Origin of the sequence: Pseudoalteromonas luteoviolacea (assembly GCF_001696455.1) — a bacterium.
In the GTDB taxonomy this organism is placed as follows: Bacteria; Pseudomonadota; Gammaproteobacteria; order Enterobacterales; family Alteromonadaceae; genus Pseudoalteromonas; species Pseudoalteromonas luteoviolacea_C.
On sequence record NZ_MAUJ01000003.1, the window covers coordinates 479530 to 496785 of the forward strand.

The following is a 17256-nucleotide window of genomic DNA, read 5'->3' on the forward strand; positions in this document are numbered from 1 at the left end:
GAGGGTGACCGTACTCACTCCGACTTTGAATAGAAATATTCTGGGTTAAAGATTTCAGGCTGGCGCTGCCTAATTGCTTTTAATGCTTCATTCATTTGATCAACCAAGCGCTTTCTCACACCTTGATTACAGGCAAATCCTAGATAAGAAGAGCGCAATGGTAAAACAATACGGTAGTGAGATGGGTCAATACCCGCGCGTTTAAACTGATACCGTGCAATGACATCCCCATATGCAATTAAATCAATACGCTTTAGTTTCAGCATTTGTACTAACTCAAAGCCCGATGCCAAAAATACCAGACTTTCTTTACTCACTCCCGCTTGACGCAACAGTTGATGACCGATGTCATTTTTCACCACCCCTACTTTAAGCTCACCCAAGCTTTTTAAGTCGGGTAATTGATACTTAGTTTCTTTATGCCCAATAATCGCTACGTGGTTATCCATGGCAGGCCCAACAAACTGAAATAATTTCGCTCTTTCTTCTGTATAAGTCATAGAGAATATACAGGCATTGTGATTTGACAGGGTCATATGATAGGCCCTTGGCCAAGGCAATAACATGACCTCATTTTCATCAAAGTTCCAATTGAGGTCTCGGTAAATCGTTTTTAATGCATTTATAGCGATACCTTCCACATTACCATTCACATGATAATTGAACGGGGGATAGTCTTCGGTAAACCATATCAGTTTGGGATCTTTGGCCTGTGCCTGAATGCTGAAAAGCATTATTCCCAATAAAAGGGCGTTGATAATCTGCATGCTTTTTCATCCTAATGTCACTTAAAGTGTAGATGTAAAAACAAAGTTTAAAAGGCGATGATAGTAACAATCTGACTATTTTGTTTGGCAGCTTATTATTGAAAAACAAAAATGGACATCTATTGGTCGTCATATAACGTAAAAAGGCAGCTAATTGCTGCCTCTTGCGTCATATTCGCGACTATGCTTTCTTTATCGCTTTTTTAAGCTTTATAATTTTTGCTTCATGCTTAGCGATTTTTTTAATACGCTGCTTCACTTCTTTTTTTAGCTTCTTAACTTCAACTTTCTTCGCCATTGTGATCTCCTTTATGCTGCTTTTGTTTTGGTTTGTTTTTATTAACAAACCTTTTAATAAACTTTCTTATCTCTCGCGAAGAGCTGGTATCCAACTCATTACACAGGGCTACGAACTCATCCCTTTGGGCTTTGTTAATACGCACAATCAACTGCGCATCTTTATTTTTAGCCATACCCGCCCCCTTTTTGTATATACAAACGTATATACAAAAACATATCTTGTCAACACGGAATTGTATAAAATTCATACCTTGTTTATCTGCACATATACGTGTCTTAATTTGTCCTCACATTGGCAAAAACAGGTATCTACGCGTGCCCATGCAACGTTTATATTATTTAGCAACGATATGTCTAATAGGAGATAAACATGACAAAGGCACTTATTATCATCGATACACAAGACTCTTTTTTTGAAACGGACTATTGGCAAGAAAGTGGTTTTGAAACATTTAAAAGTAACCTTTTAAGCCTTATTGATAGCTTTAAAGCGCGTAACCAGCCTATTGTGAAAATACTCCACAGTAGAGAGGATGCAAATAACAGCCCGTTCAATCCAAAAACAGGACTCGTAAAACCAATGGCTTTTTTACCACAGGAGTTCACTAAAATATTTTATAAGTCTGTGCACAATGCGTTCACCGACACAGGTCTGGCTACTTGGCTCAATCGCAATGGCATTGAAACGGTAGTAATAACAGGGATCCGCACAGAGCAATGTTGTGAAACAACCGCGCGGATAGCATTTGATTTAGGTTTTAAGGTGGAGTTTGTCACAGATGCTACACTCACTTTTGACATGCATTGCCCCGTGACGAACACGCATTATTTGGCAAAAGACATTCAAGCAAGAACTAATTTAGTGCTTGCCAAGCGGTTTGCTTCGATCCATGCTCATTCCGATTATTAAAATGATTACTGCGCAGCAGCATAATCTAGTCGACTCGCCACCATATCATAGATGGAAAAGTCGATAGGCAAATGCCAAAGTCAATCACGCCAATGCCTTTATACCGCGATTGGCGTGTGCAGCCAGAAAATATGAGAGTACGCGTGACAATTTATTTTGTTTTATTATCAGATACCCTACCACTTGATTTTGCAGGGCCCCTTCAAGTTCTAATAGAAGCTCGGCGTTTGGGGGTTTCATTTGAGATTAAGTATGTGAGTGCATCTGAACAGTTTTCTTTGGATGGTGGATTACAATTACATAACCTCGACCCACTCCCAAATCGCTTGCAGCCCGAGGACGTCATAGTGTTGCCCGGATGTAATCGCGCATTTGCCGCTTACTCAACCGAGTGCGCCCTCAAAACGATATGCTGGTTAAAACGCAACGTCACCAACCAAACTGTATTAACCATATGTTCAGGCGCCTTACTCGCAGCAAAAGCAGGCTTACTGGGCAAGAAATCATATACAACACATTATCAGCTTATCGAGAGAATGCGCACAGCATTTCCCGAGTGCCGGGTTTTGGAAAATCGTATTTTTGTAGAAGACGACAACTTAATTAGCAGCGCAGGTATCAGCTCGGGCATAGATATGGCACTGTATTACGTGACAACGCGATTTGGAGAACACATTGGAGCACAAGTCGCACAAGAAATGCTGGTATATTTTCGCCGCACCGGACAAGATCCTCAGCTGAGTAGCTGGTTACAATTTCGCAATCATATGCACCGAGGTATCCACAAAATTCAAGATGAAATTTGCAATAATGTCGAGAAAAACTACTCACTTGATCAGCTTGCAAACATAGCATGCCTGTCTCAACGCCAGCTTAGTCGATTATTTACGTTGCACCTAGGGATCACGCCTCGAGAATACTTACAGCATATAAAAGTGGGTCATGCTAAGCAATTATTACAATGCAGCAATCACAGTGTTGAACGCATTGCGCAAAGTTGTGGCTACTCAAGTAGTCGACAATTTAGGCGAGTATTTGCCAAAGAGGTTCAAATAAGCCCACAGCAGTACAGGCAACAGCATAGCCCGTATTGAAAATATATTGGTGTTATCACAAATCAATATATGAATATTCTTTTGCGTTAAAGTAAACTTCTCTTGGTGTTTTAAATTTTGATGAAAATAGCTAGACTCAAATAAACGATGAAATGAGGAGAGTTTATGAGTGATTTACAGGTTTGTATCCAGTTGCGCCTCGAACCTGGATGCATGGGGCCGCAAGGTAAAGACCACATAGAAGCATTTTGCCAAAAAGAAAATACGTCGCCTTGGCAAAATGATTTTGCCATCGTCAGCGTTGTTCCTAGATATGACAAAACACTACCCGAATGGGAATACCGACTTAAAAATAAACTATTAAAAGTCGATCAAGCTATTCGCGTCATTGAAATGCACAATACGTCAAAAGCGGATTTAGAGGAAGAGATAGAGACACATATAGCACATGAGATTGATCGCTATATGGAAGGAAAGTTGTAAACAAAATGGGCATCTGTACAGTAAACAGAGAGCCACAAGTTTAGGACCTGTATTTGTTACGTTATAAGAGCAAGGCGCTTCAAGGTATGAACACGCCTTCGAGCAATCACTAGTAAAGATTAAGGGTGTAAACCCCCTGTACATCCAAGCGATTGTTCTTGATTCTGCATAAATATTGTCACCTCAGCGACAACTAAGCCAAACTTTTTGATGTATGAGCGATTCATTAGCGTGCATTGGTCAAAAGCCCACATCCAATCGTCGAATGCCACTCGATATGTAGTATCATCTACAGGTAAGTCCATTTCGTACTGCCATCGCAATGCATTACCAAATACATCACCAACCGCTTGAGTAGCGATGTCATTAGCATTGCCTATGAAGCCTCGCTCTTGCCGTGAGATACGCCATATTCGATGCTTAACACCTTCTCCATAACCGTATGTAAACGTTTCATCTAGTTCGAGCACGTTGTCCTGTCCGATTACACCTTTAATGTCGACTTTAAACCTTTGAACCAACTGCCCACTGCGATTTTGTACAATGCCCCACGCATATACCTGTCCTTCAAAAAACCCAAACACATCTATATTCGGTGACATCGATTGGTATTCATTACTCTTTATCGATGACTTGCATGCCGTGATTAGCAAAAGACATGTAGCGATTACAAACAACTTCATGATTTTTCTCCCAATAACGTGCGTCTCATCTTAGGTTCTGAGGTCTTGCTGCCAAGCCATATATCAAAGAACCACTTTGTGAATAGCGGGTCTTCAATTTCACCTAACAACCCTTCAGCATTGTAAAATTGTGTCGTACCACTTGCAGTCCGCACGCCATACAGCGAATAATTACTTTTTACGTTGGGGAAGATACGCTTCATTCTTTCGAGCCATACCTGACCGATTTCTTCATTCTGAAAACCTTGTTTCTCCATTTCTTCTAAAGAGCGCTGTGCAATATCATTTCCACTCAGATCTCTTAGGTACGTGAGCTGCAATATGAAAGGTGCTAACGGCTCATATTTTCCACTCGATGTATACAAACTGATGTCGTACACATCCCAGAAAAGGTAAGTCATTCGAGCTGTTTGCCCGACTTGTGTCATGCCATTCTTAATGTTTTTGACGTCAAAGCTTGTACTGTTTACAAAACAACTAAAAAGCATCAGTAGCGTGAACACACCCAGTTTAACTTGTATCATTTTAAGTCCATGTATATCGCTTTTACGCTTATACGAGCACAAGAATGATTCCGTTCACTTTATTCACATCGATGCATGTTGTGTGGTTTTCTAGAACTTAGTGCTACTTTATATCCTAATTTAAGTTGTGAAACTGTCGAAACTGCTCAATGAACCACTGTAACTTAGGGTCATGATGTCGAGTACGGTACCAGTACAACTTCACGTGGTAATTGGGTACCTTTAAAGGGGGAGAGTGGATTGCTAAGTTCAATCTCGGTGCAATTTGCTTAGCATATTTCGCAGGCATCGTGAGCAACCAATCAGTGTCTTGGACACAGACTGGTGCGCTCAACATATGAGGTGTTGATAATATCACCCGCCTCACTTTTTTTTGCTGTGCCAAGGTTCGATCAACAATGCCACGAGATTCATTCCAAGGTGCAATGAGTACGTGGTCACGCCTTAAAAACTCTTTCATCGTCAAGTTTAAAGGGGGTTTAGTATGCTGGCAGCAAAGCGTAACATATTCCCCTTCAAACCAATCGAGCTGAGCTAAGCTCTCTGATTTTTCTTGTTTATGCTCAAACCCACAAACAATGTCTAGCTTCAGTTCTTTAAGAGCCAAGGTTGGAATGCGCTGCTCCAGCTGTATAACTTGTACTGAAATATTAGAAAATTGCTTCAATAAATCACTTAAAAAAGGTTTTAAGCACCACGCCGTATAATCTGTCGCGGCGATTGTAAAGCGATGATTATCAGCAGGATCAAAATCCTTCGATTCTTTTAACCCTTGAGTAATGACGTTTAATGCGGGAAGCACTTCATCAGCAAGCCGGTGCGCATAATTGGTCGCCAACATTTGGTTATTAACTCTGACAAATAGCTCATCATTCAGGCGCTCTCTTAAGCGAGTTAATGCATGACTACATGCAGACTGGCTCATATGTAATATTTGGGCAGATTGCGTTACGGAGCCTGTCTCGTAAAGCACAGCAAATAACTTCAGTAGGTTTAAATCGATATTGGGTATGTTACTCATGTATTGTATGCATATAGTATGTGCATAACATGCACTTTATTCATGAACAACTACACATTACACTGATGTCTAACGAAGTCAATTTTTACAGAGAACGATCAAATATGAACTTAACGATACGCCCAGCACAAAAGCAAGATGCCGCAACAATACTGCACTTTATTAACGAGCTAGCCATATATGAAAAAGAGCCAGATGCCGTTCTAAACACAGTACAAGAAATCGAAACTAAGTTGTTTGGAGAGGATGTACGAGCACATGCGGTGATATGCGAACAAGATGGTGAAGCCATTGGATTTGCAGTGTATTTCTTTAACTACTCAACTTGGCTTGGCAAATACGGCCTATACCTCGAAGACCTATATGTTGCAAAAGACAAACGTGGCGCAGGGGCTGGTAAAGCATTAATGAAACACTTAGCACAGCTTGCTGTACAGAAAGACTGTGGCCGATTCGAATGGGTTGTTTTAGATTGGAATAAGCCAGCTATCGACTTCTACCAAAGTATTGGCGCTGAACCACAAGACGAGTGGATCATATACAGGTTAACAGGACAAGCACTTAAAGATTTTGCACAGCAGCCTTAAAGGTCGATGTACTTCTCCTTCATCGCATTCAATTCAGGCGGTAAATCAATACCGTCTCGCTGCGCTATCGTGAACATAGCGCGCTGAATATACCCACCATAAATATTGCCCACATCATCTGTGATTTGCCAATCTTCGATGTCATCGAGTTGACATACAAAGTTGTGCGCCATCTTTCCACTGTGTGTAATTGGGGGCGTTACAAGAAACACACTCACTTCATTCCCTTTAATCGTTTCGACATGCGCGCCTAAATGTTCCACTACGCCATGATCACTTTCAAAGCCCAGTTTCACAAAGGCATCTTTGGGATATTTTAAAAATAGCGCTTTGAATTCATCTATCGATGCTTTTGCTAGTTCAACGGCCTCTAACACCAGAGGATCATCGGGGTCAGTCTCCAGCGGCGGAAACGTTTCTGACGACGAGCTATATCGATAATGTAGCCATAGCCCTAAAAGTAAAGCAACAAAGAGTAAACCCCAATACATATCGGCTCCTTAACAACAAGATTCATCAGCTATAAAGCTTGCTTTAGCAGCAAATTTAAACATTCTTTGTGTGTTGACAGCTGTCCTGAATTATCAAGATAAAGTTCTTATGGATCATAAAACAAGTGTAGTGAAGGCAAATGAAATCACGTAATAAAATACGTATCTATTTCAGATAAATAATATGGATAAGAAGAAAACAATTAGGCAAGTTACGCCCGTCCCTCAAAGTACTCAGCCTTTAAGTGTAATTGCAAAGGAGAACTGCTATAACAATGTCAATGAGATTGTAAAAATGCAAAAAGCTGCACATTTACATGCTTTTACAAAAGTACTAATTATCTATGTGTTACAGAGCAGTATGCTTTTGCTGGCGCTTCTGTTGCTTTCTACGCAGGTTGTTACCAAGTAAATCTTCTCGGCTCACTAAAAACCCACAGATACTACTCACAACAATATAAATGCCATACATAGACCCTATGTAAACCCAGTTATTTTGGCTGGTTAGTAAGGCGATATTGGTTCCATCATTCACGAAAAGTACATTAACAACAGACAAAGCAAACACAACCCGGTAATAAAGGACATGTCCTAAATGACTGGCAAATGCCGCGACAAGCAATGCAAATAAGCAAAGATAAAAGCCAATGACGGAATTCGCACCCGGTTGGTAGCTTGGAAAGATAGCGAATATTGAAATAAGTACCGAGCTCCATCCCGATATATGATAAATCATTTTCAGTTCCCTTGAATTAAATTGTTATTTTTTGTAAACCGCTACGTATGAAGCGATTATGGTAGAAGTAAGTCAAATTGGCAACTCCTTTAGGTTTATATCTTAGTCTGAGCTAGTCATTTATTATGGTTTCAACCCGCTCTTTTAATGCAGGAATTGCATCGGTCTCAAACCATGGGTTATTTTTCAACCAATGAAAGTTACGCGGACTTGGATGCGGTATCGCGATTTTTGAAGGCAAATATTTTGACCATTGCTGCGAGCTTTTCGTCACATTATTGAAATCCTCTAAATGATATGATTGCGCATACTGGCCGATCAGAATAGTCAGTTCAACATTCACAAATTCGTTCAGTACTTTTTCTCGCCAAGTTTTCGCACATATTTTGGGGGGAGGATTGTCTCCACTTTTTCCTTTTCCGGGATAGCAAAAAGCCATCGGCACAATTGCAAATAAGTTTGGGTCGTAAAATTGTTCCTCACTTACTCCCAACCACATTCTCAAACGTTTACCACTTGCATCGTTAAAGGGTTTACCAGTTTTATACACACTCAGGCTCGGCGCTTGCCCGGCTATGAGTATTTTTGCAGCGTTCGCACCTTGCACCACTGGACGGGGCTCAAAGCCAAACTGCTTATAGCACAGACGGCAACTATTAATTTCATCAAGCAAATTCATCAAATTATGCCTTGTCACCACATTGAATGGCTTTCATTACCCAAAAAATGATTTAGTCTTCGTTATAGCAAGACCTGAGTTCTTACAAAAAAATTTCTTATGAAGTGAATTCACCCCAACTTTAATCCTTAAAAACTTTTTCTCAACTACTTCAGTAAACTAGTGAAAATAAATTATTTTCACAAAAAACTATGTTACTACCAATTAACTCGTCATGTATTCCACATGTAGCAAAAATTTTAATATAAAAATTCCAACTCATTCAAACGTCACTTTAACGCATTTAGCAATGATAATTACTGTCATTTGCAAAACTATTCGTGGATAATCAAGGATCTCAGAAAAAACACTAGGAACATTATGTCACAAGCAGACAATGCCTTGACTCTTAGATATCGGCTAAGCGTATTGTCCCGATTTTGCGCTGCAATATTTGGCGGTTATTTTTTTACTGCATACAGCGTAGCTCTGCTTAGTTTACTTATACCAACCACAAAGGTAGACGCTGTCTTATACAGTGTTTGCGCCAGTATATTAATTTACAGCTGCATTTTTATCGCAGTATTTGGCGTTCGCTCTCAAAGATGGATTTGGTCATCTTTGGTGTTAAGTATTTTAGGATTGGATTTACTGACTCGATATATCCAGGGGGGAATATGAAAGAGAGCTTTTTTCGCTCAATGACTTGGCTGCACACCTGGGTAGGTTTACTACTATGTTGGCTATTATTTTTAATTTTCTTTGCAGGTACTATTAGCTTTTTCCGCCATGAAATTAGCTTATGGAATCAGCCTGCAGTCCATAGCATTGACCATAACAAGCAGCAGCAACAGACACTCATAGAGTCGGGGTTAAAGTATTTAGACAGGGCCGCACCAGAAGCTAATAGATGGTGGATTGGGCTACCATCAAATAGGCAACCAGAGCTTCAAGTATCGCACCGACACACTCAAGGAGAAGGTAAACGAGATAAATGGATTGATGAGCGGCTCGATCCCAATACCCTCTCTCCAGTTGAGGGGTTGATTGAAACCAAAGGCGGCAACTTTTTCTATCGCCTCCATTTCGATTTACACTATATGGATAGAAAGCTTGCGAGGTGGCTCGTTTGCTTTGCATCTTTGTTTATGCTGATAGCCCTTATTTCGGGCATTGTCATACACAAACGTATTTTTAAAGATCTATTCCAATTTAGACCCCAAAAGGGCGTTAGAGCTTGGCTAGATGCGCATAATCTATCATCTGTATTGGCGCTACCATTTCACCTAATGATCACCTATACAGGCCTGATCACCTTAATATTTATGCTATTTCCAAACCCTGCTGAAACGCTATATGAAGACGGGCTAAAAGGATTTAGAGCAGATTTTTATCCAGAGAGACAGCGCATTGACGCATCCGATATAAAGGTTAACTATCCCGCGTTTACAGCGGCTTTCACTCACTTTTATCAAAATTGGCCAGAGCAAAAAATTAAACGCGTCATAGTTGATCACCCTAGTAATGCTGCAGTTAATATCAAAATTTACGGCGATAATGGCACTTTAATTCGAGATGAATACCCATATTGGCAGTATTCAGGTACTACCGGAGAATTGCTTAAAACGGCTCGTCTCGATCCTAGTAACGCAGAAGTGCTTTACGGCGGTATGATAGCAGTACACAGTGGCCGACTTGCTCACCCAGGCCTGCGTTGGCTTTACTTCATCTGCGGTATTGCCGGCTGCATCATGATTGCCAGTGGCTGTATCATGTGGGCAAAACGTATCAGAGAACGTCTAAAACCAACTCAAACCGCAAGCTTTGGACTGAAGCTTGTTGAAACACTGAATGTCGCTACGATAATGGGATTGCCGTTGGCAACCGCGGGGTTCTTTTACGCAAACCGATTATTGCCAGCAGATATGGTAGCAAGGGCTGATAACGAAGTTCTGACCTTCTTTTTAGTTTGGTTAGCGACCGCGTTGTTCACTTGTGTATTCAGAGATAAACGTGCATGGCATTGGCTAGCATACAGCAATGCAGTTGTTTGGTTGTTACTGCCCGTTTGTAATGCACTTACCACTGACGGTAATTTGGTGACGTATATCCTAGATGGTAAGTGGATCTTGGCCAGTTTTGATTTAGCATTTATTGCAACCGCGTTGGTGTTCTACCTACAAGCAAAAAAACTTGCTGCGAAGGTGACTGTCAACAAACGCGTTGTAAATAAGTCCCCCCGAGCAACCGCGGAGCAGCGCGCATGATGTATAGCTTCGCAATGCTCCTTTGCTTAGGGGCTTTTTACGCTTTTGCAATGACCAAAACAGCACACTACAAGAGCGTCTTTGGCACGAGGCCGAATCAAGTGCAAACCCAGCGTTTTAACAGAAGTGGATGGATCATTATTTTACTAAGTTTTATCGTTAACCTTTCTCAAGGGGTAGGGTACGGTAGCTTGATGTTCTGTGGACAAATGGCCCTATCCGTTTTACTCCTTGCTGTGTGTTTAACTTATCAACCCAATTGGATGAGATCACTTTTATACCTACTTCCCTTGTCTGGTTTGATTGTGGTCGTATCTGGACTGGTATTTTAAATGCCTGAGCTGCAGATAGCGCCTTATCTGCAGCTCAGATCACGATTTTACTACCTTTACCTCTCTATTTTCTCAGCGCCCTCTTAAAATCCGTCAACAAAGTTAGTAAAAAGCTGATCTCTACGTAATTTGATGCCTTTGACTTAGTAAATACGTGATCTATTTTCTCCGAATTGGATACCTAAGTTAGTAAAAATACGATCTCTAAGATATATGTTGGTAAAAAGGTGATCTCTAGTCGGCGATTTCAACCTTTTGGTTAGTAAAATCATGATCTCAAACAACTATAGGTACAAATGAATTATAATTTTCTAGTAAAACATGACAAATCAAGGGGCTATTTCTATCACTTTAGCCACTCTATGTTAGTAAAAATGTGATCTGTCTAATACCAACCCATGTTTTTACCAACTAAGCGCCACCAAGTTAGTAAAATCACGATCTGAATACCCCTAACTTAGTAAATTAGTGATCTCTGAGTAATAAGGCATACATTAAAACTGCATTTTTAGTGATTGAATCTTCGAGAAATTGGAGCTTAAATAATTGATTTTAATATAGATGAACTCTTTATTTTGGTGCCATGACCACACAGCTGATTAACAGAGTCGCTAAGTCAATGTAAGTAAAATCCTGATCTCAAATTAAACGACCCACTAATGGCCATGTTTAATCTGGGCGAAGAAAGAAGGGGGAGCTCACTCCCCACCTAAATTTAGTTTTTTGACCAGTCTAATTGCATATCCCAAGCAAATTGCTTGCTTTCTTTTAGGGGCGCTTGAGCGTCGTCTACTTGCTGCAATACGTTCTTCGCTTTTACTAACGTTGCGTCACGACCAAATAAATAACTTTGCTCCTTTACAATCGTTAGGTAAGCCTTGTTCAATGCAAGTGCGCGCTGTTTTGATGGTGTGATCAACTCATATAAGTTAACCGCAGATTGCACTTTTTCCATATCGACTTTGCCACCAGTAAACCACTTTTTTAGCATTTCTTGGTTTTGACGAAATTCATCACCGCCGCCGACTCGGTCCATATAGGTTAAGAATTCTCCTTGCTGCTCTCCCACATTTGGTACATCTTTTTGCGTGCGCAGATTGATGTAACCCCATCCTTCAGCACCTTCTACCTTTCGGGCAAATGAAAAGGTTTGATCGTAGGTGGAGCCAACCGTTTTATGACAACCATTACAAAAGGCGAGTTCTTGCGCATGCTGTGGTCTCAACTCGCCATTGCTGTCTTCAATATAGCCATTGATGGTCCAACCGAATGTATTATTGACGCCCCTATCTCCTAAGTACATGGTCACAGGCATTTTCTCGAACTCTTTCTCTTTTGCTTCTCGATAGTAGGAAGCCGCGATTTCCTGATTGGACTTGAAGTTATGCTTTTTCATATAGCGCAACTCTTTGAGTCGCGGTGCATTATAGATTTCACCACGCTCGTCAACACCCAAGTAGCGTACTGTATGCAAGAACTCCGTACCTTCAGGGTAAAGCATATGTGCTAACATTTCCTCGCTGTCTCCGACATACTTAGGCTGTGTAATAATTTTGGAGACATTCGTCAGCTTTCCATCACCGTTGAGATCTTGGCCAACTCGTTGTTCAGAGATTTGAGGCACACTGATTTCCTTTAACCCTTTTACAGCCAACTCTGTTAAACTCAAATTAGCAAGATAAACATCTTGGCTATACGCGCCATTTAAGGTTTGAAACGCGCGAGGCAGACGGATCATCACATCACCCGTTGAGCCATTCGTTGGCCAAAATGTGCTGGGAAAAGGCTTGTAGTTAAAGGCGACCCAACCACTGCCATCACGAGCAAACCCCAATTCATCAAACGCTTTTTCAGGAAATGCTAAATCTTTAATTGGTGTTATCTCACCTTTCCAAGCCGCATTTTTAGAAATCTTTTCTATGAATGGGCTGTAATTATCCTGCTCTACCCAGTTAGTAATTTCTTGATCTGAGATCTCTTTAATAAGCTCTGTTCGGTCAATAAATAAGTTCTTCCAATGGTTAGTCAAACCGAGATCTGAGAATTCATAATCACCTTGAAGGTCACCATCATTCATTACATTAGGGCGATTTTTCTGTTCATGATATGACTGGTGACATGCATAGCATGGGTTATTAACCCCATCGGTTTTAGTGTAACACTGAGGTGGGATCACCGACTCGGGGTTATAAACTTCTTCATGCTCAATATAGGCTGTAGCTGGGATGTCGTCACCCGATTTATATGGTGCCTTGGCGACTTTTTCTGCAACCTCAGTTGGTAAAATTTTGCTCTGCTGTGGCATGTCAGAACACCCACTTAAAAGCAGGGCTGACGTAATGGTAGTAATAAGTAATTGGTGTTGCATTTGTATGACTTCCATTTTTAATGCGAAAAAAGCGGTGCCTCAGCACCGCTTTGGTTTTTAGTTGTTATTATTTTGATTTCGGGTCATACATCCACAATGTATTGTTGTACTTCCATGATGCGCTGTGGTCTTCACCGATTAAAATTCGTCCGTCACGCATAACAATAACGTTGTCAGGCTGTGCCAACTGGCTTGCGTCACAACGAACATCTGACGTTAATGAAGAGCGATAAGTGGAGCCCATTACCACAGGTTCGATACGCGTTAAGCTGTAATTCTCATCGATATGTGCACGGTAAACACCCCCACAATCTTTAACGCGTGAAGAAAGTTGAATATCGCCTTCGCCATCAATCATAGTGTTGTCGATATCAGCAATACCAATATATAAGTATGCTTTTTCAACGATCTCACCTTTGATCACGTCTTGACCTGAAACCGCCTCCAATACACGATCATGGTTAATTGCCAAACCTTCTAACTTACGCCACTCTGCTGTAGCACCTTTGAGGCGTGCCGCTTGACGCGCTTCAAGGAATGCCACGCGGTCATCCATCGGTTTACCAGCTGTAACTGGAGAACCGCCTTCTTCAGCGGTCGGGTAAGTGGCTTTACCGTCTACCCATGCCTGTACATCTTCCATAGAGATGTAGTTCGTTTGACCATCCACATAACTGTCCGGCGCAATGCCATCGTACTCGCTGATCCATTCTAAAATCGCCGCATTTGTGCCAGTGGCAATCTCAACCCACTCAACGTCGAATCCAGTTACAGCAGGATCTGAAAGGCCTTTATCCTGTGTCAATTTAGCGCCATATAGCGTACCTGAACTTAAGTCTTCAGCGTTATCTGCAACGAATTTGAATAGTACACCACCTGTGTCATCTTGAGACGAGTAAACAGTACGACGGTCAGGCATCACAACCGCATTTTCGTGCTCATAGCGACCGATGGTGTAGTGTTTTTCTACGACTGGCGTATCAGAAAGCGGAGATTTCACTTCTGCAATATAGCCATAACGGTAAGGATTTGGTGACTCTGGTGCTAAGAAGTCTCTGAATTGCTGCAATCGGGTACTAACAACTGGTGCATTCCAATCAGGGCTTGTTGTGGTATCCACAGTTGAGTTAACAATCCACTCTTCTGAAGTCAGCGGTGTGCCCCAAGGAGATACTGAGCCAAAGCAGTTTGCTGCGGTGCCTTTCACCGCATCAAAATCGATCATCATCGCCTGTTCAACGCTCCAACGACCTGTTTCGCTCTTGCTCATTTTCAAGCGACTCATGCCACCTGGGTAGTCTTCCCAGTTAGTAAATAAGTAACCTGAGTTTTCAGACTCAAAAATAAAACCATTGAAATCAGGCATGTCATTTTTAATGATTTCTTGGCCAGAAGTCATACCATAAATAACACCTAAACCACCCGCTAAGCCATCTTCTCCTAAGTCGGCATATGTATCACCACTTTGACCTAGAATTTGGTATTGGCCGATAGCGGTAACGACTGTTTGTGCTTCAAACTCAGTCTCGTGTAGAGGCGCGTTGACCAAGTTGCGAGGAAGCTCGTTAAAGTTAACACCTGTTAGCACACCCACTGTGCCCGTATTAAATGGGCGATTGTTAAGTGCGTCTACCGCTGTGTTTTCGTCGCTTGGGTGTTGCGCATTAAAGAATAAGTCGCCTTGCTCAGTCAAAAATAGTCCAGTTACCTCGGAACCCGTTGGTACCGTTGCAATACGTACAAGGCCAGAGCCCCCATTTATACCATCTGTGCCGTCAACGCCATTTTGACCGTCGGCACCGTTCTGACCATCCACACCGTTTTGGCCGTCAGTACCATTCGACCCATTGGTACCATTTGCTCCATCCTTGCCATTTGTGCCATTGCTACCAGCTTGTCCCGTTTCACCTTGAACACCTTGTTCACCCTGAATACCTTGTGCACCGTCATCTCCATCACAAGCAGTCAAGGCCAGAACAACAGCACTGGCAATTAACGAATAGGCTATGCGCTTCATTATTATTACTCCGATTAGTTTGCTACATTGGGTTTATTTATAAGCGGACATAGCCTGACCGGAGGAAATGACATTAGAGTTTATGATCTATGAAACTTTTCCGACAAAAAAGTGACTGATTTAATGCAACTGTAAAGGGGGCTTACAATTTCATCGCGGCAGTATGCTTCATATAAATGAGCTCATCTACAGAATAACCAAGTTCCTTTACCGTGTTTTGAAAGTCCTTCAAGACAGCTTCTGAGACTTTGGGCGTTCGAGATAACAGCCACAAATAATCTTTGTTATAGCTCGTGACGTAAGCATATTCATAGTTCTCTTTGTCTAGTTTAAAAACCACATAACTGCCATAGAAAGGGCCAAAAAACGACACTTTCAGATGACCTAAAGTAGGATCTGAGACAAACTTCGCAACGCCCTCTGCTTGTTTCCACTGACCATCTTCAACCACATAACCTCGATTGAGTACGGTTACAGTGCCGTCAGGTTGTACCTCATACGTTGCCGTTACACTGTCCATGCCTCGTTCAAAGCGGTGGTCTAACCTTGCAATTTCATACCATACGCCTTGATAACTTTGAACATCAAAACTTTTAACGGGCTGCACTCCCTCTGGGAGGCCTGTACAGCCAATCACACTCACACCAACCCAGACAACAAAAACAATCCTTAATAATTGACCTTTCAACATGATAGACTCCATGATTCTGATTAAATCTACAGTATTGCTATCATTTCATACGGCGCTAGTTCCGCATGCGATCGCTTCACTGAAAAACATAAGCCATTGAAATAAATCATAGATCATGAAAATACCAACTCAAGGATTTGGCGCCACTCGTGGCCTATTGGCCGTCTATGTAGAAAATAGACCTCCTTTGGAAGAATACAAAAACCTCAATAAAATTATACCGTTACAGTCAGGTGAGATAGCATATATCAACCAAGAATGCGGTAATGGGTGGCGTAAAGTCTTTAACGTTTTTAGTAAATTCATCGCCGAACTGAGTCATCCAGATCACAATTTTACTAGGTTAAATAAATCAGATAAACGGTGGCAAGATTATCGCGATAGCACCTTATTGCAGGCCCATAGCCAAGAGGCACTGATATTCAGTCCGCCAGATTTAGCGCAAAACAACTATAGCTGGCATATCATCGCTGGTCGTACTTATGCAAAACAATTATTAAAAGATCAGATTTTTACCAACTCACTTGTTTGGTTAGATGAAGAGTTTGCACTTGATGAAGTGAATAGATTGATAGTATGCCCATACTTTGATTACAGACAACTTAGCAACATAAAAATTGCTAAGTTGGTTACTTTAATTAGAGGCGGGAGAGGGGCTACGCATCAATATACTTAGGCAGACAGCACCTATCAAATACACTTGTGACTACTAAAAGCGCTAAAGCCCAGCGCTTTGAAGTACACCAATGGTGTCGAAAATCCGGCCTTATCGAGTAACGTATTTAAGCGCTCTAAGCCAATAGGATAAAATTCCTCGACGAAGTTACGGCGCATTTTTTCGACGCCTTGTTCAGTCAACCCCAACGCGGTATGACAAAACAGAAACTGAGCCTCACGCTCAAAGCCACTCTCAGGCGTCATCAGGTCAGCTAAATAAAGCCTGCCTTCGGGCTTGAGATTGCGGCTAATCTGTGCGAGTAAATCATCTTTGTCGCCATTGTCCTGAACGAAATGCATCACCAGTAAACACAATGCGGCATCCGCTGTAAACAAATTGTCAGTGACTTTACCATGATGAATCGTTACACGATCGGCAATACCCAAGTTAGTAAAATTCTGATCTGCTATCTCTAACATATCCGCAGACACATCCTGCGCGATAAAATGCCAACCTCGATGCTGCGCCGCAAGCTCTATAATTTCACGGCCCGTACCTGCGCCAACCACCAAAATGGTCGCATCAGGCGCCAAAGTCACGCTAAGCTGAGCGGCCGTAATTTGATGTAATAGCGCATAACCTGGTACCAGTTTGCCAATTCGCTGGTCATAATTGAGCGCTTCTTCACCTGTAAAAGTTGGCATTTTT

19 protein-coding genes are annotated in these 17256 nt (G+C 41.6%); 7 read left to right on the forward strand and 12 right to left on the reverse strand.

Annotated features, from left to right (window positions below; translation table 11 throughout):
• Positions 1-14 precede the first annotated feature (14 nt).
• Both A7985_RS12745 and A7985_RS12750 read right to left on the reverse strand, forming a co-directional pair.
• Entirely contained in the window at positions 15-767 is a 753-nt protein-coding gene (locus tag A7985_RS12745) for a substrate-binding periplasmic protein (RefSeq protein ID WP_065790834.1), read from the reverse strand.
• 281 nt (positions 768-1048) lie between these two features.
• Positions 1049-1240 (reverse strand): hypothetical protein, encoded by a 192-nt coding sequence (locus A7985_RS12750; protein WP_065790835.1) that lies wholly within the window; start codon positions 1238-1240, stop codon positions 1049-1051.
• A 197-nt stretch (positions 1241-1437) separates the two neighbouring features.
• On the opposite strand from A7985_RS12750, the gene A7985_RS12755 reads away from it, so the two are divergent.
• The 3 genes from A7985_RS12755 to A7985_RS12765 all read left to right on the forward strand — a co-directional run bounded on the left by A7985_RS12755 (position 1438) and on the right by A7985_RS12765 (position 3515).
• On the forward strand, positions 1438-1977 hold the full coding sequence (locus tag A7985_RS12755; RefSeq protein ID WP_176716738.1) for an isochorismatase family protein: 540 nt from the start codon (positions 1438-1440) through the stop codon (positions 1975-1977).
• Between the two features lie 71 nt (positions 1978-2048).
• Positions 2049-3071, forward strand: coding sequence for a GlxA family transcriptional regulator (locus A7985_RS12760; protein WP_256096760.1), 1023 nt, complete (start codon positions 2049-2051; stop codon positions 3069-3071).
• 126 nt (positions 3072-3197) lie between these two features.
• Positions 3198-3515, forward strand: a complete 318-nt coding sequence (locus A7985_RS12765; protein ID WP_065790837.1) for a hypothetical protein — start codon at positions 3198-3200, stop codon at positions 3513-3515.
• Positions 3516-3634: 119 nt separating this feature from the next.
• Here A7985_RS12765 and A7985_RS12770 read toward each other — a convergent pair whose 3' ends face one another.
• The 3 genes from A7985_RS12770 to A7985_RS12780 all read right to left on the reverse strand — a co-directional run bounded on the left by A7985_RS12770 (position 3635) and on the right by A7985_RS12780 (position 5743).
• Positions 3635-4198 (reverse strand): DUF3833 family protein, encoded by a 564-nt coding sequence (locus tag A7985_RS12770; RefSeq protein WP_065790838.1) that lies wholly within the window; start codon positions 4196-4198, stop codon positions 3635-3637.
• On the reverse strand, positions 4195-4722 hold the full coding sequence (locus A7985_RS12775; RefSeq protein ID WP_065790839.1) for a chalcone isomerase family protein: 528 nt from the start codon (positions 4720-4722) through the stop codon (positions 4195-4197). Before A7985_RS12775 ends, A7985_RS12770 begins: the two co-directional genes overlap by 4 nt.
• A 115-nt stretch (positions 4723-4837) precedes the next feature.
• Positions 4838-5743 carry a LysR family transcriptional regulator gene (locus A7985_RS12780; protein WP_065790840.1) on the reverse strand — a complete coding sequence of 302 codons (906 nt, stop codon included), beginning with the start codon at positions 5741-5743 and terminating at the stop codon, positions 4838-4840.
• Between the two features lie 104 nt (positions 5744-5847).
• Here A7985_RS12780 and A7985_RS12785 point away from each other — a divergent pair, with 104 nt between their 5' ends.
• The gene (locus tag A7985_RS12785) at positions 5848-6330 is read left to right on the forward strand and encodes a GNAT family N-acetyltransferase (protein ID WP_065790911.1); all 483 of its coding nucleotides are present in this window, start codon (positions 5848-5850) and stop codon (positions 6328-6330) included.
• Here A7985_RS12785 and A7985_RS12790 read toward each other — a convergent pair.
• The 3 genes from A7985_RS12790 to A7985_RS12800 all read right to left on the reverse strand — a co-directional run bounded on the left by A7985_RS12790 (position 6327) and on the right by A7985_RS12800 (position 8236).
• Positions 6327-6821, reverse strand: coding sequence for a DUF2314 domain-containing protein (locus A7985_RS12790; protein ID WP_065790841.1), 495 nt, complete (start codon positions 6819-6821; stop codon positions 6327-6329). The genes A7985_RS12785 and A7985_RS12790 overlap by 4 nt on opposite strands.
• A gap of 349 nt (positions 6822-7170) precedes the next feature.
• Positions 7171-7557 carry a hypothetical protein gene (locus tag A7985_RS12795; RefSeq protein WP_065790842.1) on the reverse strand — a complete coding sequence of 129 codons (387 nt, stop codon included), beginning with the start codon at positions 7555-7557 and terminating at the stop codon, positions 7171-7173.
• 112 nt (positions 7558-7669) lie between these two features.
• The gene (locus A7985_RS12800) at positions 7670-8236 is read right to left on the reverse strand and encodes a uracil-DNA glycosylase family protein (RefSeq protein WP_065790843.1); all 567 of its coding nucleotides are present in this window, start codon (positions 8234-8236) and stop codon (positions 7670-7672) included.
• Positions 8237-8892: 656 nt separating this feature from the next.
• Here A7985_RS12800 and A7985_RS12805 point away from each other — a divergent pair.
• Entirely contained in the window at positions 8893-10482 is a 1590-nt protein-coding gene (locus A7985_RS12805) for a PepSY-associated TM helix domain-containing protein (RefSeq protein ID WP_065790844.1), read from the forward strand.
• Positions 10479-10814, forward strand: coding sequence for a DUF3325 domain-containing protein (locus A7985_RS12810; protein ID WP_081310553.1), 336 nt, complete (start codon positions 10479-10481; stop codon positions 10812-10814). Before A7985_RS12805 ends, A7985_RS12810 begins: the two co-directional genes overlap by 4 nt.
• A 715-nt stretch (positions 10815-11529) precedes the next feature.
• On the opposite strand, the gene A7985_RS12815 is transcribed toward A7985_RS12810, so the two are convergent.
• The 3 genes from A7985_RS12815 to A7985_RS12825 all read right to left on the reverse strand — a co-directional run bounded on the left by A7985_RS12815 (position 11530) and on the right by A7985_RS12825 (position 15890).
• Positions 11530-13182, reverse strand: coding sequence for a hypothetical protein (locus A7985_RS12815; RefSeq protein WP_065790845.1), 1653 nt, complete (start codon positions 13180-13182; stop codon positions 11530-11532).
• A 67-nt stretch (positions 13183-13249) separates the two neighbouring features.
• Positions 13250-15199 carry an alkaline phosphatase PhoX gene (locus tag A7985_RS12820; protein ID WP_065790846.1) on the reverse strand — a complete coding sequence of 650 codons (1950 nt, stop codon included), beginning with the start codon at positions 15197-15199 and terminating at the stop codon, positions 13250-13252.
• Between the two features lie 142 nt (positions 15200-15341).
• A complete protein-coding gene (locus A7985_RS12825) occupies positions 15342-15890 on the reverse strand; it encodes a lipocalin family protein (protein WP_065790847.1) in 549 nt (182 codons plus the stop codon).
• Positions 15891-16005: 115 nt separating this feature from the next.
• Here A7985_RS12825 and A7985_RS12830 point away from each other — a divergent pair, with 115 nt between their 5' ends.
• Positions 16006-16566 carry a DUF6942 family protein gene (locus tag A7985_RS12830; RefSeq protein ID WP_065790848.1) on the forward strand — a complete coding sequence of 187 codons (561 nt, stop codon included), beginning with the start codon at positions 16006-16008 and terminating at the stop codon, positions 16564-16566.
• Positions 16567-16580: 14 nt separating this feature from the next.
• Here A7985_RS12830 and A7985_RS12835 read toward each other — a convergent pair whose 3' ends face one another.
• Positions 16581-17252 carry a class I SAM-dependent methyltransferase gene (locus A7985_RS12835; protein ID WP_065790849.1) on the reverse strand — a complete coding sequence of 224 codons (672 nt, stop codon included), beginning with the start codon at positions 17250-17252 and terminating at the stop codon, positions 16581-16583.
• Positions 17253-17256: the final 4 nt, after the last annotated feature.